At 59.4% G+C, this 21693-nt stretch carries 12 protein-coding genes and 2 pseudogenes; 10 read left to right on the forward strand and 4 right to left on the reverse strand.

The window, feature by feature from the left end:
- Positions 1 to 10 precede the first annotated feature (10 nt).
- On the reverse strand, positions 11 to 967 hold the full coding sequence (locus tag LXM88_RS02620; protein WP_262530390.1) for an IS5 family transposase: 957 nt from the start codon (positions 965 to 967) through the stop codon (positions 11 to 13).
- A 224-nt stretch (positions 968 to 1191) separates the two neighbouring features.
- Entirely contained in the window at positions 1192 to 4107 is a 2916-nt protein-coding gene (locus tag LXM88_RS02625) for an RHS repeat-associated core domain-containing protein (RefSeq protein ID WP_262530397.1), read from the reverse strand.
- A 579-nt stretch (positions 4108 to 4686) separates the two neighbouring features.
- Here LXM88_RS02625 and LXM88_RS02630 point away from each other — a divergent pair.
- The 9 genes and pseudogenes from LXM88_RS02630 to LXM88_RS02670 all read left to right on the forward strand — a co-directional run.
- A protein-coding gene (locus LXM88_RS02630) for an IS5 family transposase (RefSeq protein ID WP_262530383.1) occupies positions 4687 to 5504 on the forward strand; the annotation gives its coding sequence in 2 pieces (ribosomal slippage) (positions 4687 to 5035 and positions 5035 to 5504; 819 coding nt in all).
- A gap of 378 nt (positions 5505 to 5882) precedes the next feature.
- Positions 5883 to 6020 carry a hypothetical protein gene (locus LXM88_RS02635; protein WP_262530373.1) on the forward strand — a complete coding sequence of 46 codons (138 nt, stop codon included), beginning with the start codon at positions 5883 to 5885 and terminating at the stop codon, positions 6018 to 6020.
- 37 nt (positions 6021 to 6057) lie between these two features.
- A complete protein-coding gene (locus tag LXM88_RS02640; RefSeq protein WP_262530398.1) occupies positions 6058 to 11712 on the forward strand; it encodes an RHS repeat-associated core domain-containing protein in 5655 nt (1884 codons plus the stop codon).
- A gap of 195 nt (positions 11713 to 11907) precedes the next feature.
- Positions 11908 to 12087 carry a transposase gene (locus tag LXM88_RS02645; RefSeq protein WP_262530399.1) on the forward strand — a complete coding sequence of 60 codons (180 nt, stop codon included), beginning with the start codon at positions 11908 to 11910 and terminating at the stop codon, positions 12085 to 12087.
- A gap of 46 nt (positions 12088 to 12133) precedes the next feature.
- Entirely contained in the window at positions 12134 to 13441 is a 1308-nt protein-coding gene (locus LXM88_RS02650; protein WP_262530400.1) for an IS701 family transposase, read from the forward strand.
- Between the two features lie 220 nt (positions 13442 to 13661).
- A complete protein-coding gene (locus LXM88_RS02655; RefSeq protein ID WP_262530401.1) occupies positions 13662 to 14069 on the forward strand; it encodes a hypothetical protein in 408 nt (135 codons plus the stop codon).
- A 165-nt stretch (positions 14070 to 14234) separates the two neighbouring features.
- Positions 14235 to 15680 carry an ATP-binding protein gene (locus LXM88_RS02660; RefSeq protein ID WP_262530402.1) on the forward strand — a complete coding sequence of 482 codons (1446 nt, stop codon included), beginning with the start codon at positions 14235 to 14237 and terminating at the stop codon, positions 15678 to 15680.
- On the forward strand, positions 15677 to 16312 hold the full coding sequence (locus LXM88_RS02665; RefSeq protein WP_262530403.1) for a response regulator transcription factor: 636 nt from the start codon (positions 15677 to 15679) through the stop codon (positions 16310 to 16312). Before LXM88_RS02660 ends, LXM88_RS02665 begins: the two co-directional genes overlap by 4 nt.
- A gap of 85 nt (positions 16313 to 16397) precedes the next feature.
- Positions 16398 to 16478, forward strand: a pseudogene (locus LXM88_RS02670) (IS6 family transposase); the annotation flags it as partial.
- 175 nt (positions 16479 to 16653) lie between these two features.
- Here LXM88_RS02670 and LXM88_RS02675 read toward each other — a convergent pair.
- Positions 16654 to 17331, reverse strand: a pseudogene (locus tag LXM88_RS02675) (IS6 family transposase).
- Between the two features lie 550 nt (positions 17332 to 17881).
- Here LXM88_RS02675 and LXM88_RS02680 point away from each other — a divergent pair.
- Entirely contained in the window at positions 17882 to 18571 is a 690-nt protein-coding gene (locus tag LXM88_RS02680; protein WP_412524077.1) for an IS6 family transposase, read from the forward strand.
- Positions 18572 to 18674: 103 nt separating this feature from the next.
- Here the strand turns inward: LXM88_RS02680 and LXM88_RS02685 are convergent, their stop codons facing one another.
- Positions 18675 to 21623 (reverse strand): RHS repeat-associated core domain-containing protein, encoded by a 2949-nt coding sequence (locus LXM88_RS02685; RefSeq protein ID WP_262530405.1) that lies wholly within the window; start codon positions 21621 to 21623, stop codon positions 18675 to 18677.
- Between the last annotated feature and the right edge of the window lie 70 nt (positions 21624 to 21693).

Consider the following 21693-nt stretch of genomic DNA (forward strand, 5'->3'; position numbering starts at 1 on the left):
GTTCATGATCTCAGACGCTGCGGACGGACTGCGGGCGCGCGAGCTCAGTCATGCGATTGAGCACGCCTACACGGACGGAGACTTCCACCGCTTGCGAGTCGGTGCGCCGAGCCCACAAACATGGACCCGTGAGCGTCTTGAACCGATACATGGCGTTCTCGGCGAGCGAACGACGGTGATAGCCGCAGCCCTTCTTCCATTCCCGGCGGCCGACTCGGGCGATCATATCGACCGCTTCGTTACGCCATGCGGCTCCCGGCGCGCTCGCTTTCCAGTGAACGGCGCCGTCGCGCGGCGGAATACTGGGTGTCGCGCCGCGTACCGCAATCGCGGCATGGCACGACTTGGAGTCGTAAGCGCCATCGCCGCCCACGGTTCCGAGCCGTTCGTCGGCTGGAATCTGGTCGAGCAATTCGGCCAGGACGTCGCCGTCGGCGACGTCCTGGTGCGTCATCAGTGTGGCACGCACATGACCGGTATTCGTGTCGAGCGCGATATGCACTTTGCGCCACGTGCGACGCTTCGAATAGCCATGTTGGCGCACCTTCCATTCGCCTTCGCCGTAGACCTTCACGCCCGTGCTGTCGACCACCAGATGAATCGGGGCGCCATCGCGCAAGATCGGCAGTTGGACGGCAAGAGTTTGCGCCCGACGGCAGAGCGTCGTGTAGTTCGGCACGGGCAAGGTGGCGAAAGCCAGATCGCGCAGGCTTTGCGCAAAGCCTTGCAGGGCACGCAACGGCAAGCGGAACACGGTTTTCAAGCCAAGCAACGCCTGAATCAATGCATCGCTGTACAAGCGCGGACGGCCGCGTGTCGGCTCAACCTCGGGCATGCTCGCAAGAGCGGCTTCGTCGATCCACATCGTGACGTTACCTCGGTTGATCAGGCCGGCGTTATAGGCCGCCCAGTTCCTGACGCGGTAGCGCGCCTTCGGCTCACGCGTCTTGCTTGTGTCCCTGCGCATCTTCTCGGAAAAAATCGAGAATCTACGCAGGAACCCGAATTGTTAACAGGGGCTGCACCCCGGACCGTTGCGCGTAAACGTCACCACGCCGCGACTGATTTATGCAACAACTCCCCTTCAACCTTCAACTACGCCTGGGACATTGCCTGGCTGCAATCATGACCTTCGAAGCATCACGACACGAAAGCTCGGCAAACCGGGGGCGTCCATGCATGACAATACCCTTAAAGTTGCGTTTCGGTATATAGGCGCTTGACGGTTGAGCTGCGAATTTCCACTTTGAAATCCACTTCGGATGCGTCGGTTGAAGTAAAAATTATATCGTCAATGACTTGCATTCTATGGGGCGCCCTGAAACTAGCATGTGCCCCATGGTATCCAGTGACTATCGCATTCTTGAAGCCTTCCGCATCAAATGAATTTTTTAGACGTTGCGCAAAAGGTTGCTTGATTAAAATTCTTCTTGACCCGCCTTGGGCATTAAAAAGTTCTGTGTAGATTGATTCGGCCGCGAGTCTAAGATGTTCGGGGTCAAACGAAGTGGGGCGTATCGTATCCGCGCTGTTGCATGAAAAGACGCGGAAATCGATGAATTCCATGTTTAGTCCTGCTTTTTTTAAATCGCGCGCAATATCGATCGCTCTGCTATATTCTTGTTCCGAGAAAATTCGGGGTTCCCCCGGATTGCCATGGCCGAGTATATAGATCTTATTGAGTCCCGGGTCCAGATTTTCCATGAGCTGGATATCTGCAACTTTGATTTCAATTTGGTCGAGGATGGGCGCGTATAATTGAGCATACATTAAATTTTCGTTCGCATATTCGATTGACCTGGCAGCTTCCCCTCTTGTAACGCGGCCCTGCAATTTGTTTTGCAAATCATTTATTAATTTTCTATGAAGCGACAATTCTACGTTTCTCGCTGCCTCGAGCGCTACCCGGCTCGACTCATCTTTTACGAGAAGCGGATAAAGCGCCGCCCCTTTTGTATACCGAGAAAAATTTATTCCCACAGCAAATTTTAACATTTCCATGTGCGAAAATGGCGTGTATATGTAGCCCTTGCGGGGCCCCAGGCCATTCAGGTCGGCGAGGGTGACCGGATTATTCGCGACCATGCAAAAGAGGTTGAGCCCGTCGACGGGTCCGGCGGGATCGGGGTTGAGCCATCTTCCGAGCCACGGCGCGTAGTAGCGGAACCCGTAGTAGTACAGGCCGGTGGCGTCGCGCTCCTGGCCCGAGTAGCGCACGTACTTGTACTTCGCCTCGGTGTCGCTGCGCGCCGACCACACTGACGTGCCGCCAAACGGGTAGTACTCCTCCCAGGTCAGGATATCCGCCTGCGCGTCGAGCTCGAGCATCGACGAGCCGATCTGGTCGTCGAGGCTGACGCGCAGCTGGTCGTTCTCGATCGTCGAGGGTTGGCCCAATTCCCAATGCAGCAGACGCACCGACTGGCGGCCGGCCGCGCCGAGCGTGAGCACCTGCAGGCGTTCGACCGGCGTCGGCAGGGTCTCGCCGGTGCGGGTCTGCTCGATCTGGCGCAGCTCGAGTCCGGGCAGGTAGCGCACCCGCTCGGTGCGGGTGGTGCCGCTGGTGCGGGCGGTGCCGAGCTTGGTGGCCCGCTGGCCGGCGCCGTCATACCAGTACACCTCGGTGTCGTCGTCGAGGCCGCGGCGCACGACCTGGGTGGTGCGCTGCAGCTGGTTGCGGCTGTCCCACGCGAGCGGCTGGCTCGCGCCCAGGGCCTTGAGGTTGCCGCAGGCGTCGAAATAGCTGGCCACGTCGCCGGGCGTGAGGCCGTCGGTCTGTGGCACCGCGCGATTCGAGGTGCGCGCGACCACCATCTGCTGCGTGTAGGAGGAGCGGGTGCCCTGATGCTGGAGGGTCGTGAGGTTGGCGCCGCGATCGTAACGGTAGGTGCGCGTGTAGGGGGTCAGCTCACCGATTTCCTGGAACAGCGGCACGATCGGCGCCGGCAGCGCCTGGCTCTGGCGGCCGGCGTTGGCGTTCTCGCGGCCGGTGGCGCGGGTGAGCTGGTACAGCGCGTCGTAGCTGTAATGGCTGGCGGGCGCGACGCGCTGGTTGCGGGTGTGGCGGGTGGCCTTGGCCGCGTCGTCGATCGCCAGCAGGTTGCCGACCGGGTCGTACTGATAGGACAGCGCCTGCAGCAGCGTGGTGCGCCCGGCCTGGGGCGGACGGGTGGTGTGGAGTTCGGCCAGGCGCTGGGTCTGCGGCTCGTAGGTGTAGTCGGTGACGACGCCGTTGCCGGCCTCCTCGCGCAGCACCTGGCCGGCGGCGCTGTAGCTGATCGCGCGCAGCAGCGGCTGCCAGGTGGACTGGCCGGCCAGCTGCAGGTCGCTGCCGGCGAGCTGGCCGGCGACGTTGTAGTGTTGGCGCTGACGGTTGCCGCGCGCATCGGTGCGCTCGAGCTCCTGACCGAGCGCGTTGTAGGCCCAGCGGGTGGTGTACGTGTCGGGCGCGAGGGCATTGGTCCAGCGGGCCGGATCGTCGCTGGCCCAGTCGCTGTCGAGCACGTCGTCGCGCAGGAACTGTTGAACGGTGGCCAGCGGTTGGCCGGCGAGGCTGTAGGACGGCGTCTCGGCCATCCCGGCGGGCGACCAGGCCTGCCGCAACTGGCCGCGCAGGTTGGCGTTGTCGGCGGCGGTGGCGTCGCCATAGAGGAGGCGCTCGCTGATGCGCGGTGTGGCGGGGCCGGTCTGCTCGGTGACCGAGACCAGACGATGCAGCGTGTCGTAGGTGCGGCGCAACTGCTGGTCGCGGCTGTCGTGCTGCCAGACGACGCCGCCGTCGGAATCATACAGTGCGGTCTGCTCGCCGGCGTCCTGGCTGGCGATCGTGAGCGGCTGGCCGGACAGCGAGCGCACGTAGCGGAAATTGGGCGGCACGTCCGGGTCAAGGCGTTGCTCGTCGAACAAGCGCGGGTCGATGCGCGTCATGAGGTAGCCGCGCGCGGACCAGCTCTGGCGCGTGATCAGCTCATCCAGCGGATCGTCAATCGCCGTGCGGTTGTACTGCACGGTACGCACGACCAGGCCGCGGTTGTCGATCACGGTGAGCGTCGGGGTGCCCTCGCAGCGCCGCGCGGTGGCGTCGTCGAAAACGGTGGCAGCACTCATGATCTCAGCACCTCATAGAGGCCTTGTTCTGAAGGTTTGTCACCAAATTGGTTGCGTGAGCAACTATGCTGCCTTGACGCAAACCGCTTTGCCGAAGCTGTTCCACAGGTTCGCGAGGTTCGCGATGATCACGCCCTCGCGCTGCTGCGATTCGATTTGGCGCGTCAGCAGTCGCGATCCGATGCAACGCATAATCCGCGAGATCTGCGCCTATGAAGCCGGTGATCTGGCGCATCGCCCAACCGAACAACCGATAGAACGTGTAGATCAACTCGATGTACGCCCGGGTGTAGGTCTGTGCTCGCCCCGACACGCCCCGCACATAAGGCGTGTCGTTGACGAACCGCACTTTCAGATCCCCGTGTGCGCCGTAGAGGTGAGCTGTCCGCGCCACGCGCCACTTCAGGCCGACGTTGTAGGCGCGCGTTCGTGACGCGGTACGTCGGCTTCGGGCGTTTGCACGGCGCGTCGGATTTCAGCATGATTTTGTAAGAGACGGTTTCAGAAAGGCCCCGTTGGGCTGTTAACTTTCGCGGCAAGCTGTTAACCTCAGGCATCGGAACAACCGAGGCCGAGGAGATGGGCAAGCCGATCATCGACGACGAACTGTGGATATTGATCGAGCCGTTATTGCCGCCACCCAAGCCGCGGCGCGAGAAGAACCCAGGCCGCCTGCCTGTTTCGAATCGCGCCGCGCTGACCGGCATCCTGTTCGTTCTCAAGACGGGATTGCGCTGGCGCGACCTGCCCGCCGAGATGGGCTGCGGCTCGGGCGTGACTTGCTGGCGACGGCTACGCGATTGGCAGGCTGCGGGCGTATGGGATCGCCTGCACGAATTGCTGCTCGCGAAGCTGCGAGCAGCAGACCAAATCGACTTCTCGCGAGCCGCAGTCGATTCCTCATCGATTCGCGCCGTTGGGGCGGGCCAAAAACTGGGCCAAACCCCACCGATCGCGCGCGACCCGGTTCCAAGCACCACATCGTCACCGACGCCAATGGCACGCCGCTCGCGGCGATCCTGACCGGCGCGAACGTTCACGATGTCACGCAGCTGCTGCCGCTGATCGACGCGATTCCGCCAATTCGTGGATTGCGCGGCCACCCACTGCAGAGACCGCGTGTGGTCCACGCCGATCGCGGTTACGACTCCGAGCGACATCGGCAGGCGTTGCGCAATCGCGGTATCGAGCCGGTTATCGCCAAGCGCCGCACCGAACATGGCAGCGGCCTTGGCAAATATCGCTGGGTCGTCGAGCGCACGCATGCCTGGCTGCATCATTTCCGTCGCCTCCGTATTCGTTTCGAGCGCCGCGCTGACATTCACTGCGCGTTCCTCAAACTCGGTTGCTGCCTGATCTGCTGGAATACCCTCCGGCGCACTGAGCTGTCTTTATGAAACCGTCTCTAAGATACTGAAAGCTCACGGGTTAGATATATCGATTCGTCTTTCTACACGCCCCCAGGCAGTCGCACAAGCACCCTTGGCAAACAAATCTGAACAGCTTCGGAAAAGCGGTTTGCGCCAAGATAGCATAGTTGCGCCAGCAACTAACTTCGCGACCAACTTTCAGAACAAGGCCGCGTTGGCCGAGCCTATTGAAATGGGAGCGGATGCAAATTTTAAAATCCGGCACGAGAGGCGCGTGTGATTAGGAAAAATAGACTGGGAATGCGCGAATCGCAATTCAAAAATCGGTGGTCAGGAAATTTCACTCAACTTCACCTTAATTCACATTACCGGGTGCATAGAATTTAGAGCGACGTTGGATTGGGAATGACCCAATCGCACTGGCATCTTCCAACCATTGAAGCGCTAGCCGCGCAGGGCAAGCGCGTGACGACGCGGTTCTGCCGCTTCACCCGGACCGGTGTGCGCGGCCGCGCCGGGATCGGTAGCGTGAAGGCGGACTGACCCGTGCACGGAAGTCTCGACCTCGAGGAGCATTGAAATGAACGAGAAGACGGGCAAGCACGGCGCGAAGAGCGCCAGGGACGCAGGTTCAAGACCACTGGAACAGCTGGCCGACAGCCCGTCGCAGATCTTCACGCAAGCGGCCGGCATGACGGGGCTGTCGTATGACCTGAATCCGCGTACCGGCCTGCTGCAGGCGTCGATGGTGCTGGGGCAGCTGTCCTACGGGATTCAGGCGCCGGTCGGTTTTGCCTATGTGGTCTATCTGGGGGCGACCAACTACTACCGCTTGTCCGCCAGTGACGCGCAGTCCCCGACGCTGGCGAGGGAGGCATTCGGATTCAACGTTCCGCTGATCAATCCATGGGGCAGCGGCAAGATGCATTTGTCGGACGGGACCGTCGACACGCTCATGAATCTGGCCGGCAATGAGCCGACCCTGCAGTATCACCGGCTCAACGACATGAAGATTCAGCGTGTGAGCGGGGCAGGGCGATCCGGGTTTCAAGTGACTTATAAGAGCGGGGCCGTTGAATATTACAATGCTGATGGGGTCATTCTCCGGCGGTGCATGCCGTCCGGGTTCTGGCTGGACTTCGAGATTGAACAGAGCCCGGCGCAGAACCGGTACCGGCTCAAGTCGGTGAAAAGCAACAACGCATCGTCCAGCGCCCTGAACATCACCCATGGCGATGTCGCCGACATCAGCGGGACGGTCAAGGAGGGGCGCAGCACGATCGATGTCGTGCAAACGCTGGACGGCCAGAGTATGGCGACGCAGTGTGTGCTGCGTCATACGCAGTGGAGTCCCGCGGACAATCAATACCTGAACGCCTACGTCGAAAAGATCAGCTTGCCCAACGATCCGGATCGCTGGATCGAGTTTGCCTATCGTGACTTCGGCAGCGAGTCGAATCGCGGGATGGTGCTGGAAAAGATCGTCGCGCCAACGGGCGAGTACCTGCGCGTCAAGGCATGGGGTACAGCGAAATACTATGACGACCCGAGTGCGACGCCGCCGGTCTCGGTGACGTATCCGGTCGTCACGACGCTGGAAGAGGGCAACCAGAAAGGGACCCAGGAAGCGGATCCGCGTACGATCACGTATACATATTCTCCGGACAGCAACTGTACCGGCTACTATCCCGGGCGCAGCGCGCCGCTGCCGGATCAGGATAACTGCATCCTGATCACGAATGGCGCATACACATACTCGTCCAAGGCCAGCTATCTGGACCGAACCATTGAAACCACCTACAACCGGTTCCATTTACCGGTCAAGCAAACGACGGTGGAAAAGAAACAAGCGGACGGTAGCTGCTACGCCATCGAGGTCAGCTACACGTACCCGCTCAAGGCGGGCGACATCTCCAGCCAGCCCGCCGAGTTTGCGTTGTGGGAGAGGATGACGACCACGTACCTCGAGTACGCCACAGACGGCACCAAGAAGAATGAACGCACGGTGCTCGACCAACGCAGCTTCGATCAGTATGGGAATCCGCTGGAGTTGACTCAGTCGTCGGGTATCCAGCAGATATTCGCCTACTACCCCATCGACTCCACCGAGGCGGTCGGGTGCCCGCCCAGTCCCCTGTTTGTGCGATTTGTGAGGCAAGTGGAGACATTCCCCAATGCGGCATCCGCGATTCAACCGCCGAAGCAGACGACCGAATCGACCTATACGCGAATCAATGGCATTCCGTACACGGATTCGATAACGGGAAACCCTGTATCCCCCTATATGGTCCTGGAGAAGGAGAGCAAGGCCAATGGCGTGGTGATGGGGCAGTATCAGTATCTATCAACCGCTCCATCAAACCCTCCATCAAACCCGATGGATCCCATGCTCATTCTGAATGGTGTGCAGTCACAGAGTTCGGTCACCTCGACGCTCGGCTCGGGGGCGGACAGCGTTACCTTGACCAATACCAGCATTTCTGCTTGGTCGGTGACTTCCCAGGCCGACGGTGGGTTGCGGGTCACCTGCGAGCAACGCTCGATGGCACAAAAAGGAAACGATCCGGCCCAAGGCGCGCTTGGCGGCACGGTTCGCTTCAATCCGTCATTGGGGCGGGTGCTGGAGGAGCGCGCGCCAACCGGCGCGATCACCCGCTATGAATATAATGGCCGGAACTGGCTGATCAAGAAGACCGCCTATGCGGATACGCCGTATCAGGAAATCGAAACCTACGATTTCAAGTATTGGGCTCCGGTTTTTGCGGATGATGCGTCGACACCGGCCGTCGACCTCGGCGTGTGGGCCAACCGGTCCGAGGTGACCTATCCCAATGGCCGCAAGGAATATCAATATCTGGATCGCGATGGCCTGTTGATCTACGTGGGCCATGCCGACAGCAACCAATACAACGAAATCTCGCAGGTGACGCGGTACAACCGGGAGGGGCCGGCGCCGGTGGTCGCGGAAAGTCTGGCGATCGATTATGTCGGCGCCCTCAAAGATCAACCAATACAAAACCGCACCCTCTTTGCATACCGGCTGTTCGGCCTGGTCCGCACGCAATATGCGGATGGTACCGCGGATGTGGTCGAGAACAACCTGGCGGCGACGCCGCCCTATCAGCAGATCCGCAAGGGTGGCCAGACGGTGGATTACAAGACGGAATACAACGACTATGGTGCTGTCAGTCGGACCAGTGTGACCTATCTGGAGTACGAGTCCAAGCCGGACTCAAAGACAACCTCGGCCACGCAGCTGAACGAATATGACGGTTTCGGTCGGCTCGTGAAGACGACGCAGCCCGATGCCTATGCGGTTCCGGTCTCGTTCGAGTACGATCAGTTTGACCGGGTGACCCGACAGACCTGTGGCACCGACGTGACCACGTACACGTATAGCGCGCAGATTCCGATCATGAACGAGCTGTCGCGGATCCAGGCGAGCGCGAACGGCGTCAGCGTCATGGACGCGAGCCGTGAATTTGACGGGTTCGGTCGCATCATCCAGCAGTCTGAGCCGGGGTTTGAACAGACCAAACCGATAACCAAGACGTTGCGGTATCCCGACAACGAGAATCCGCAGCCCGAATCCGTGACCTGCAATATTGGGGTCATCGATTACGAATATCAGCACCTCACCCAGATGTTGCTGGGGACGGATTATACGCGCGGGACGAATGCCGAAGCCGGCCCCACGGCGCGCACGTATTCGTACAACCCCATCACCAAGCAGATGAGCACCTGTGACGCGGAGGCGTATGATGCCAGCGGCGCTACGGATCAGTCTACCGGGTACAACTGGCAATATAATGCTTACGGCGTCGAAACGGCATTCGACGCAACCTATAAGAGTGGTGCGGACCACAGCGCAAGCATCCAGTATGAATATTCGAAATTCTCCAGCTTCCAGGAGCAGGCCACCGTGCAATGCGACCATCGACCTGCCCCCTATGTAACGGCCGATTTCTTTGGAAGTGACACCGGAAGGTTGGAGCGTCGACGGATTCGCCGTAACACCGATCCAGAATCCAACCGCGCCTTTTATGTCGACGTGGTCTATGAGGATGATACAAACAAGCCTGGGACTGGCGAAATGGAGATTATTTCGCTGTGGTACAACCCGGGCGGGATAATAATCATGCAAGTTGAATTCACATATGATCAATATGGGAACGAGAAATCGAGAGAATTTTTCATTTATGGCCCGAGTGGGCGCACGTCTGTCGTGGTTTTCTCGAATGAGACCTTGTTTACGGGTCTGGAATATACGGCGAGCACTCGTTGGGCAGCGAGTGCCGGAGGCGGGTCGGAATTGCTGTCGTACAATTATATGCCTCAATATCAGCAATTGGCGGAGGCCAGTCACGCTGGCGAATCGGGTGCAGATAAGGAATACGCGCTGAGCGATCACGAGTTTATTGGATTCTATCGTTTCAAGGACATAGAATTCAAGAATTCCAATGGTATCGTGCAGGAACAGGCGCTATACCAATACCAGAACGACCAGATTAGATCGGTTAATCATGTCAAAGAGGATGGCAAATCTGATTACTATCGTACGTTTGCTCCGAGTTATGATGGGAATGGGAATGTCTTGACCAACAGATTCCGCGCCTACCCATTTGCGCTATCAGTCGAGGAAGGCAGGGATGAGGCAAGTACTTACGATTCTTGCGGATACAGTCCGCTGAACCAGTTGACTTCGCTAGCGATCATCGATGGATTTGTGCCGCCGTCGGGAAAAGAGCTCCATTCGTATTCCTACTTTTATGACGGCCTCGGCCAGTTGATTCATACCGGGCCGGCTTCAGGCAGTGGCCTTGGGGCGGGCACGATCACGCGGATCTACGATCAGGGCGCACTCCTCGGCGAACTGGGCGATCCGGCGACGGATGACGTCGTCCAGACACTTTACCTCCAGGTCAACGGCATCTTGTTGGGCCGAGTCCTGTTGAAGAGGGACAACAGCGAAGAACTAGAGTTGTTCTGCACCGATGAGTCGGGGAGCGTGCGCGCCGTCTATCGATATCGAGCCGGCGACGCAAACGTTCCGCTGTCTGGCACCTATTACGAATACTCGGACTATGGGGCTCGGTACGCGGTTCAGCGGGGTGCGACTGACACTGCCGCACCGACCGATGCGGCAATCCGTGAGCCGCTGACAGCCCCGGACAGTGCACCAGTCGACTGTCCGTCGGCTGCCCATGTGACGGCCTCGGCCAAGACCAGCCTGCTTGACGTGCCGATCGGCTTCAAGGGCTACCAGCTGGACCAGCCTTCCGGTTGCTATGTACTGGGCAACGGCTACCGGTTCTATAACCCATTGCTGCGCGCCTTCTATTCCCCGGACGGGTTGAGCCCGTTTGGCAAGGCCGGCATCAACCGCTACCAGTACTGCAATCTCGATCCGGTCAATAATTCCGATCCGTCCGGGGCCTGGTCGTGGGAGGACGTCGACCGCGCAGTTAGAGGGGGTGTTTTTCTTTGGAGTTGGGCGCAGGACCCGCTCAGAATCAATTACTACGCCAGAAATCCTGGTCAGGCATTTAAGGATGTTGGGCAGAGCATAGCGCAATCCGATCCGGCCTATCAGCCGGATCCGAACCAATCGAACTATTACATTCCGAAAGTGGCGCGAGTTTTTCAGCATTTTGGTGAAGGAATCGATTTGGCTGTGTTTTTTGGGGGGAACCTGCTGAGTGCTGGCGCGCCATTGCTGTCGGGATGGGGAGCAAAAGCCGGCGGTCGCGTCCTTGTAAAGGGCGGACCGCAGACCGCCATCGGTGAAGGGCGAGGTATGAAGATTTTTATGGATTTTTGGGGAAAGAGTGGGAATTCTAAAAGGCTGAATATTAGTCCGGCACACGGCGCTAGCGATGCGCCACTCGCATTGACGCGCCGCTCTAACCCGATCAAGCAGTTTATTTTTGGATATAAGGAGCACACGGCTGATGATGTTGTTAATATGCTGCGGTCTCAATATGCGGCGCAACTTAATGATGCAAAAAGTATTAGAATTCTTTCGTGTCACTCCGCCGATTCGTTTAATGGAACCCCTTCTTTTGGCGAGCAAGTGCACAAATTAACTGGTTTGCCGGTGAAGGCATTTAGCGGTACGGTTACTACCAGAAGAGAAGTACTCTATAGTGGTTTGCCATATGAGAGCGTCGTCAAGCCAACTCCGGGCAATCCCGTTAACTGGAAGAAGGTCATTTTTGGAATGAAACCTTACTAGATGCTATGTGGGAGGGCTGTGTCAGGCGGGTACTGTCAACTTGTTCGGCAAGCGGGCGAGTAGAAAGGAGGATGAAGAAAGCTTTCGTCTCCGTTCTGCCGTCGGCCGACGGTAAGCGCTCGACATGTACCGTCTGTTCGTGAGGGCACGGCATAGGCAATCTGACTCCCATCAGATGTAATGGGGATCAGATTGATGAAGCCAGTGGTGCATGGAAGACAGCCGGGATCGGGGAACTACACGAAGGAGTTGCGGGAAGCGGTTGCTGCCGAAGCGAACGATCCGAATCGCTCGATTGCGGAAGTAGCCCGTGCGCATGGTTTGGACGCCAATATGGTCGCGCAGTGGCGGAGGAGCTTAGTACTACAGCCGTAGATTTTTTTGCTATAGCTGATTAGCACTACTACATGAGTCTAAGCCGATGCGGGCAATTGCGAAATCGTGGGAACGTGAACTATACGCATTGCATGAACGTCTCGGACACCTGTTCAGACGCCCTGAACCCCGGCAGCGCGCACTGGCATATATGAAGGGGCTGCTGGGCACAGTGGAGCGCAAGAACGGCTGGCAACTTGCCGAATGGATTGGCGAGGCAACACCGGACGGCGTGCAGCACCTGCTCGAGCGGGCGCAGTGGGACGCCGATGCCGCGCGCGATGTGCTGCGCCAATACGTGGTTGAACGACTCGGCGAGCGTGATGCAGTGCTGATCGTGGACGAAACTGGTTTCGTCAAGAAAGGTGAGCACTCGGCCGGCGTTCAACGCCAATACAGCGGCACGGCGGGCCGAATCGAGAATTGCCAGGTCGGCGTATTCCTCTGCTATGCCGGTCATGGCGGCAGTGCATTCATCGACCGCGAGCTGTATGTGCCGCGGGCATGGACCGATGACCCGGCTCGCTGCAAAGCAGCCGGCATCCCGCCGACGTTGGAGTTCGCAACGAAGCCACGGCTCGCGCGCAGCATGCTTGAGCGTGCGCTGGATGCTGGCCTGCCATGCGGCTGGGTCACAGGTGATGAGGTTTATGGTGGTGACCGTGACCTGCGGTTGTGGCTCGAGTCACGCGGGCAGGCCTTCGTGCTGGCAGTCGCAAAGAATGAGCCGCTATGGTGGCAAGGACCGAAGTACGTTCGCGCAGACAAGATAGCCGAAGCGTTGCCGTCAACGGCATGGGAGCGCCTATCGGCTGGCACGGGCGCCAAAGGCGAACGTCTGTACGATTGGGCAATGACGCCACTATGGAGGCTGCAGATCACCGCCGAGGAATGTAGCTTCGGACATTACTTGCTGGTACGGCGCAGTCTGGATGAAAAGCGCGAGCATGCCTACTATGTCGTCTACGCTCCACGCAGTAAAGCTTCACTGCAGATTCTGGTGAATGTCGCGGGACGCAGGTGGGAAATCGAAACTGGCTTCGAGGCGACCAAGGGGGAGTGCGGCCTGGATCAGTATGAGGTGCGTCGATGGCGCGGGTGGTACCGCCGCATCACCCTGGCACTTCTGGCGCACGCAGTACTCGTCACTCTTCGGATCGCGAGTAAAAAAACTCCTGACGGCATGATGCCCCTCAGCCCACAGGAAATTCGTCGACTGTTGTGCCGTCTGTTATGGCGCGCCGTCCACCCGATCAATCATGTGATTGCATGGTCAATTTGGCGACGTACTCACCAGTGGCGCGCGCAACAGTCCCATTACCGACGCCGTGGTTTTACCCCGCCTGTCGCTTAGTATCTACGGCTGTAGTACTAAATAAAGTGGTTTCTCATCTTCGAGCCACGATGCTTCAGGCAGACAAGGGGGGCATGCATAAAAACAATAAGCAGAATTGGATGCATCTTCCTCGGCGACGCATCTTTTACATTATAAAAATTCGTCTCAATAAGATGGCGTAGATAGCTTTAGGCTTGCATTTTTATTATGAACAAATTCCAATTGAATTTGGAGTCAGATGCTTCAGGTTGGCTGGAATCTTTGGCCGGTTTTGTCGGCGTGGTTGTCGTTGTTGCATAAATTCAGCGTGTGGAAGAAAAGGCGCAGTACCATCAGGCTGGTGCTGAAGTTGGCGAGTAGAATGGGGCATGAAGAAAGCTTCCGTTTCTACTTTGCCATCGGCCGACACGCCGATTTCATTCAAGGACTACGGGTATCCGCCGGACATCATCAGCTATGCGATCTAATTGTATTACCGCTCTCCATCCAATGTTTTCTGAGCCACATTGCCTTACGCATCGTGATTGACAAACTCCCGCAAGCTGACGGTGCCGCACAGACTTCGATCGAACATTCCGGAGATAGTCCTGCCGGGACAGCAAAAAATTGCCGTCGGGACTGGAATCCAGTAGTGGCGTATACCTAGAATTGATTGGTCTGCAACAGTCATTGTGACTTCCGACGCCGGCTTTCAGTCGGTATTCAGCGCGAAGCGGCATCACGCATGCAGATCGGGCGACGGTGTTGCCACATCTTGGAACGCGTGACTGATGCATGAGACTCTTACGCCTCGCCAAGGAGAAGAATAGCCATGTTTCTCCCCACGCTCGGTACCGTGGTCGTGCTTACGGTGATCGTTGCGCTATTCGCGTGGCGGTTGCATAACTTGCGCCCGCAGCGGGCATCGAGGGTCAGCCTGGCCGGTCGGTCTTTGCATCACCTTTCGCATGACCGCGATGGACCGCTTCATATCGACAGGATCGTCGCGCTGCAATGTGCAACAACCCGTCAGGAACCGCACGGCGGAGGCATCTTGTCACAAGTCGGATCGCACATCGCACCGGCGCTGCGCCGTGCGTTGGATGCGGCCGCACGCATTCGGTGGTTCGGCATACGCCTGAAAGCCGGCCGGGATCGAGAAGAAACGGCGACCCCAATGCGAGATGCGCTTGACCGCGTGCCGGTCGCGATCGTCGGTTTCAACGAGCGAACGGAAATCGCCTTTGCCAATGAACAGGCGAGGGCATTGTTCGGCTACGGTGGGGACGCGATGATCGGCGCGTCCGAGCGGCTGCTGTTTCCCGAATGTCCCGCGAGCGTCACGTACAGTGTGCCGGCGCAAGCGGTATCGAGTGCGCCGCCGCCCGGGCAGACGATGCAAGCGATGGTGGCGAAACGCAGCGACGGATCCGAATTTCCGGCCGACGTGCTGACAAGCGCATGCCGCATCGATGGCGCGCCGACCCGGCTCGCGGTGATTGTCGATCGCAGCGAGCGGAACGAGTTGCAGCGGAACCGGCAGGAACTCGCGCATCTCTCACGCATTTCGGCGCTCGGCGAACTCGCAGGATCGCTGGCGCACGAACTCAACCAGCCGTTGACTGCAATTCTGAGCAACGCGCAGGCGGTGCAGCATTTCATCGAAGCGGACTCGATCAACCTACCGGAGGTTCGCGAAATCCTGAAGGACATCGTGGCTGACAATTGCCGCGCGGGTGAAATCATCCGAAAGATGCGTGCGCTCGTCCGGAGGGGCGACGTGGAACTGCAGCCGCTCGACGTCGGTGGCGTCGTTCGCGATGTCGTGTTGCTCGTGCATAGCGATGCGGTCCTGCGCGGGATCACGACGACGCTCGACATCGACGATGAACTGCGTGCCGTGCGCGGCGACCGCGTGCAGCTCCAGCAGGTCGTGCTCAATCTCCTGCTCAACGGATTCGACGCGGTGCACGACGAGGTTGCCGCATACCGTGTCGTCGCCGTGCGCGTATGGGCCGAGCCGGATGGAACGATACGAATCCGCGTGAGCGATTGCGGGCACGGGCTGACGGTCGACCAGCTCGACAAGATCTTCAAGCCGTTCTTCACGTCGAAGCCGCACGGGCTGGGATTGGGTCTGTCGATCAGCCAGACAATCGTCGCCGCGCACGGCGGCCGCCTCTGGGCGGAAAACAATGCGGACCGAGGCGCTTCGTTCCATGTCTCGTTGCCGGCGGAGGGCAGGGCGGAATCGAACCGCGCTCGCCGGCAGCCATGAACGATCCCGCTTCCGTTGTCTTCATCGTGGACGACGACCCTCCGGTACGGCATGCGCTGTCACGGCTCGTCTGGTCAGCCGGCTACCGGGGCGAGTCGTTCGATTCGGCGCGTGCGTTTCTCGCTGCGGCCGATCCTATGAACTACCCTGCGTGCCTGCTGCTGGATCTCCAGTTGCCGGACATGAGCGGGCTCGAACTGCAGCGCGAACTGAACGCGGCGCTGCCGATCATTTTCATTACCGGACACGGCGACATCGGCACGACGGTGGACGCGATGAAGGCCGGTGCGGCCGATTTCCTGCCAAAGCCTGTCTGCGACACGGTACTGCTTGACGCGATCCGGCGTGCGCTCGAACGTTCGGCGCAGATGGGCGAGCGCCGCCGCGAGCTCGCGAGCCTTCAGGTGCGCGTCGATCGCCTGACGCCGCGCGAACGGGAGGTCATGGCGCTCATTGTGACGGGCCGCCTGAACAAGCAGGTTGCCGACGATCTCGGCATCGCCGAAAAGACGATCAAGATTCACCGCGCCCGCGTGATGGAAAAAATGGAAGCAGCTTCGCTGGCCGACCTGGTGCGATTTGCCGACAAGGTCGGTGTCGGCGCGACACAAAACGCCCGCGCGCTTCGCTGAACACACGTGAAGCGCGCGGGCAATCGCAACGGTGGACCAAAGTCGGCGTTGTCACGTTGACGTGGTGTTCGTGTAGCATAGGGTCATGAAGAAAACGAAATCGCTTTATCACGGCCATCAGTTTCCTGCGACGGTCATTAGCCACGCGGTGCGTTGGTACTTCCGTAAGCGGTAGATTTAGCACACCGAATGGAGAATCATTTGCAACTGACCGTCGAGCATAGCCGCATCGCGATGGTCGGGATCGACCGGCGATGTCCGCGACTGGGTCTCGGTAGAACGCGTGGTTCTGTCGCGATAAGGAAGTCAAGGCGTATCGATTCTAGAATGTATAGGAATCATCATGCAGCCAGCGCGTAGAATTGCTCGGCGGCCGTCTGGCTCTTGTGAACTACCTTCATTTGCCCTTTGGCAATCATGTGCATCACTTCGATACCACCGAGCAGGATGCGAGCGCAGTGAAAATCTTTGAAGCCCATCATCGGCCGGGTTCGGCGCTTGATGGCGCGGTGATCCTGCTCGACGATATTGTTCAGATATTTTTTGCTGACGAATCTTGATCGGCGGTTCACGGGTGGCGTTGATGTCCTTGAGCGCCGCCAGGTTCGCCCCGCTTTTGTCGATCGTCACGGTCTCGGGTGCACCGTTCTACTCGATCGATCTTTCGAAATACCGACGGGCAGCAGCCTTGTCCCGGCGAGCCCGCAGCAGGAAATCGATGGTGTTGCCGTCTTTGTCAACGGCTCGATAGAGGTATTTCCACGCACCGTTGACCTTGATATACGTCTCGTCCATCCTCCAGCTTTTTCCGACCGGCCGCTTGCGCTGGCGAACGCCTTTTCCAGCACCGGAAGGAGCTTGATGGCCCATCGATGTACCGTCGAGTGATCAACCGACACGCCCCGTTCGGCCATCATTTCCTCGAGGTGGCGCAGGCTCAGCGGGTACGCAACATACCCGCGTACGCACAGCAGGATCACGTCGAACGGGTAATGCAGTCGCTGGAACACCTGCTTCAGGATCGCATTCATGCCTTGCTGCATCGCTCAATTCGCTTCCATTCCGATCTCGCAAGCTTACCAGACCGCCTTACTGCGACAGAACCCTTACCGAACAAGTTGACAATACCAGGCCGGCTACATGATTATCAGAACCCCTCAGATTTGAGTCCGCCCCTACAGCTGCCAAGTTGAAAAAACCGGTCAAACAAATAGTCGCTTGACCAATGACCTCCGAGCATAGCTATTATTAATTTCCTGGGCCATATGCCCCAACCTGGGAGTCATTTGACCTTCACCGTGGTAACCGGTGACTACCGCCTTAGAGAACCCCAGTTGACGTAGCTCATCAGTATGCACTCGACACGTACCGTCTGTTCATGAGGGCGCGGCACAGGCAATCTGATTCCCATCAGATGTAATGGGAATCAGATTGATGAAGCCAGTGATGCATGGAAGACGACCGGGATCGAGGAACTACACGAAGGAGTTTCGGGGGTTCTGTCGCAGTAAGTCGGTCTGGTAAGCTTGCGTGATCGGAATGGAAGCGAATTGAGCGATGCAGCAAGGCATGAATGCGATCCTGAAGCAGGTGTTCCAGCGACTGCATTACCCGTTCGACGTGATCCTGCTGTGCGTGCGCGGGTATGTTGCGTACCCCCTGAGCCTGCGCCACCTCGAGGAAATGATGGCCGAACGGGGCGTGTCGGTGGACCATTCGACGGTGCATCGATGGGCCATCAAGGTGCTACCGGTGCTGGAACAGGCGTTCCGTCGGCGCAAGCGGCCGGTCGGAAAAAGCTGGCGGATGGACGAGACGTATATCAAGGTCAACGGTGCGTGGAAATATCTCTACCGGGCCGTCGACAAGGACGGCAACACTATCGATTTCCTGCTGCGGGCTCGTCGGGACAAGGCCGCCGCCCGTCGGTATTTCGAAAAATCGATCGAGCAGAACGGTGCACCCGAGACCGTGACGATCGACAAAAGCGGGGCGAACCTGGCGGCGCTCAAGGACATCAACGCTACCCGTGAACCGCCGATCAAGATTCGTCAGCAAAAATATCTGAACAATATCGTCGAGCAGGATCACCGCGCCATCAAGCGCCGAACCCGGCCGATGATGGGCTTCAAAGATTTTCACTGCGCTCGCATCCTGCTCGGTGGTATCGAAGTGATGCACATGATTGCCAAAGGGAAAATGAAGGCAGTTCGCAAGAACCAGACGGCCGCCGAGCAATTCTACTCTTTGGCTGCATAAGGAATCCTATACGTTCCCGAGTTTATGCGTCTGGACATCCTTATCGCGACAGAACCCTTCATGCAGCACTCCAGCAGACTCGTTCTGCCGAAGCCAACAAATCTCAGGACGGTTTACCAGAAGCACTTAAGTAAAAGCATCGACTCACTTCACTTCGTCGAATATATTGTTCGGACGAGCCTTTGATAATAGTCTGCAAATGAGTCGTATCACCGTAATCCAGGTCCGTTCGTGCGTCGCTGGTCAAAGACCGTATGGAATACATTGAACCCGCTCCGTGGTATCCAGTGACTTCCACCTGATTAAAGCCTCGCTTGCGCAGAGCATCGCGGAGAGATTGTGCAAAGGGCTGGCGGTATGTCCCCGTGCCGCGAACGCGTGTCGATTGTGCTGCGCGTGCCAGTTCAGCTGGTTCAAAGGATACAGGCTCCACCGTATTGGCGGAGTAGCAGGATAAGGCCCGGATATCTCGAAAGTCCTTGCTCAGTCCCTTCGTTGCCAGCTCACGGGCGATCCAATCTGCTGATTTACTCGTCGATCCCTCCACGTCGCCACCCAGAAAATCGAAGCCAGCGAATCCATGGCCAAGGACGTAAAGCTTGTCGGCCTCAGGTCTGAGTTTGGCTAGCGCCTTGTGTTCTTGCTGGCTTTCAATCGTCATGTTTTCATATACTTCCACCTCCTCGCGGAACTGGGACCCTTCATGTTTTGTCACGGCATACTCATACTCCTCTGATGCGTTGAAACTCCCCATGGAGAATCTGTCCCGGTGCTGTTGTAAGGCTGTTTCATAGGAAGCCGATTCGACGACAGCCGACTGAAGGAGCTGTGATCTAATCCGCTCCAGAGCCTTCCGTTCTGCTTTGGTTCCGACGATCACCGGATACGGCTCCTTGCCCTGCCTGAACCGGACGAGATTGGACGCCATTGCCAACTCCAGTATCTCCTTTGTCGAGAACGGGGTGTATATATGTCCAGCGCGCTCAGGACTCAAACCGTTAGGATCATGGAAAGTGATCGGATTATTCCCTACCATGCAGAAGAGGTTGAGCCCGTCGACGGGCCCGGCGGGATCGGGGTTGAGCCATCTTCCGAGCCACGGCGTGTAGTAGCGGAAGCCGTAGTAGTAGAGGCCGGTGGCGTCGCGCTCCTGGCCCGAGTAGCGCACGTATTTGTATTTCGCCTCGGTATCGCTGCGCGCCGACCACACTGACGTGCCACCAAACGGGTAGTACTCCTCCCAGGTCAGGATGTCCGCCTGCGCATCGAGCTCGAGCATCGACGAGCCGATCTGGTCGTCGAGGCTGACACGCCACTGGTCGTTCCCGATCGTTTCCGGCTTGCCCAGTTCCCAGTGCAGCACCCGCACCGACTGGCGGCCGGCCGCGCCGAGCGAGAGCACCTGCAGGCGCTCGACCGGTGTGGGGAGGGGCTCGCCGGTGCGGGTCTGCTCGATCTGGCGCAGCTCCAGCCCGGGCAGGTAGCGTACCCGCTCGGTGCGGGTGGTGCCGCTGGTGAGAGCGGTACCGAGCTTGGTGGCACGCTGGCCGGTGCCGTCGTACCAGTACACCTCGGTGTCGTCGCCTGCACCGCCGCGCGCGACCTGGGCGGTGCGCTGCAACTGGTTGCGGCTGTCCCACGCGAGCGGCTGGCCGGGCCCCAGCGCCCTGAGGTTGCCGCAGGCGTCGAAATGGCCGGCCACGTCGCCGGGCGTGAGGCCGTTCGTTTGCTGGACCGCGCGGTTCGAGGTGCGCGCCACCACCATCTGCTGCGTGTAGGAGGAGAGGGTGCCCTGATGCTGGAGGGTCGTGAGGTTGGCGCCGCGGTCGTAGGTGTAGGTGCGCGTGTAGCGGGTCAGCTCGCCGGTTTCCTGGAACAGCGGCACGATCGGCACCGGCAGCCGCTGGCTCTGGCGCCCGGCGTTGGCGTTTTCCCGGCCGGTGGCCCGCGTGAGCTGGTACAGCGCATCGTAGGTGTAGGCGCTGGCGGGTGCGACGCGCTGGTTGCGGGTATAGCGGGTGGCCTTGGCCGCGTCGTCGATCGCCAGCAGGTTGCCGACCGGGTCGTACTGATAGGACAGCGCCTGCAGCAGCGTGGTGCGCCCGGCCTGGGGCGGACGGGTGGTGTGGAGTTCGGCCAGCCGCTGGGTCTGGGGCTCGTAGGTGTAGTCGGTGACGACGCCGTTGCCGGCTGCCTCGTGCAGCACCTGGCCGGCGGCGCTGTAGGTGATCGCGCGCAACAGCGGCTGCCAGGTGGCCTGATCGGCCAGCTGCAGGTCGCTGCCGGCGAGCTGGCCGGCGACGCTGTAGTGCTGACGCTGGCGGTTGCCGCACGCATCGGTGCGCTCGGTTTGCTGGCCGAGCGCGTTGTAGGCCCAGCGGGTGGTGTAGGTGTCGGGCGCGAGGGCATGGGTCCAGCGGGCCGGATCGTCGCCGGCCCAGTCGCTGTCGAGCAGGTCGTCGCGCAGGCACTGCTGCGCGGCGGTCAAGGGCTGGCCGGCGAGGCCATAGGAGGGCATCTCTGCCATCCCGGCGGTCGACCAGGCCTGCCGCAACTGGCCGCGCCGGTTGGCGTCGGGGGAGGCATCGGCGTCGCCATAGAGGAAGCGCTCGCTCACGCGCGGTGTGGCGGGGCCGGCCTGCTCGGAGACCGAGACCGGGCGGTGCAGCGTGTCGTAGGTCCTGCGCAGCTGCTGGTGACGGCTGTCGTGCTGCCAGACGAGGCCGGCCTCGACGTCATACAGCGCGGTATGCTCGCCGGCATCCTGGCTGGCGATCGCGAGCGGCTGGCCGGACAGCGAACGGACATAGCGGAAGTTCGGCGGCACGGTTGGGTTAAGGCGTTGCTCGTCGAACAGGCGCGGGTCGATGCGCGTCATGAGGTGGCCGCGCGCGGACCAGGTCTGGCGCGTGATCAGCTCATCGAGCGGATCGTCGCCCGCCGTGCGGTTGTACTGCACGGTGCGCACGGTCAGGCCGCGGTTGTCGACTACGCTAATGGTCGGCGTGCCCGCGCAGCGCCGCGCGGTCGCGGCATCGGAAACAGTCGTCACGACACCAATTCTCCTAACCCAGCGGGCAATGCTTAGGTCCGCCACATACGTGACACAAACGTCAATATAG

The organism is Burkholderia sp. S-53 (assembly GCF_025560745.1).
In the GTDB taxonomy this organism is placed as follows: domain Bacteria; phylum Pseudomonadota; class Gammaproteobacteria; order Burkholderiales; family Burkholderiaceae; genus Burkholderia; species Burkholderia pyrrocinia.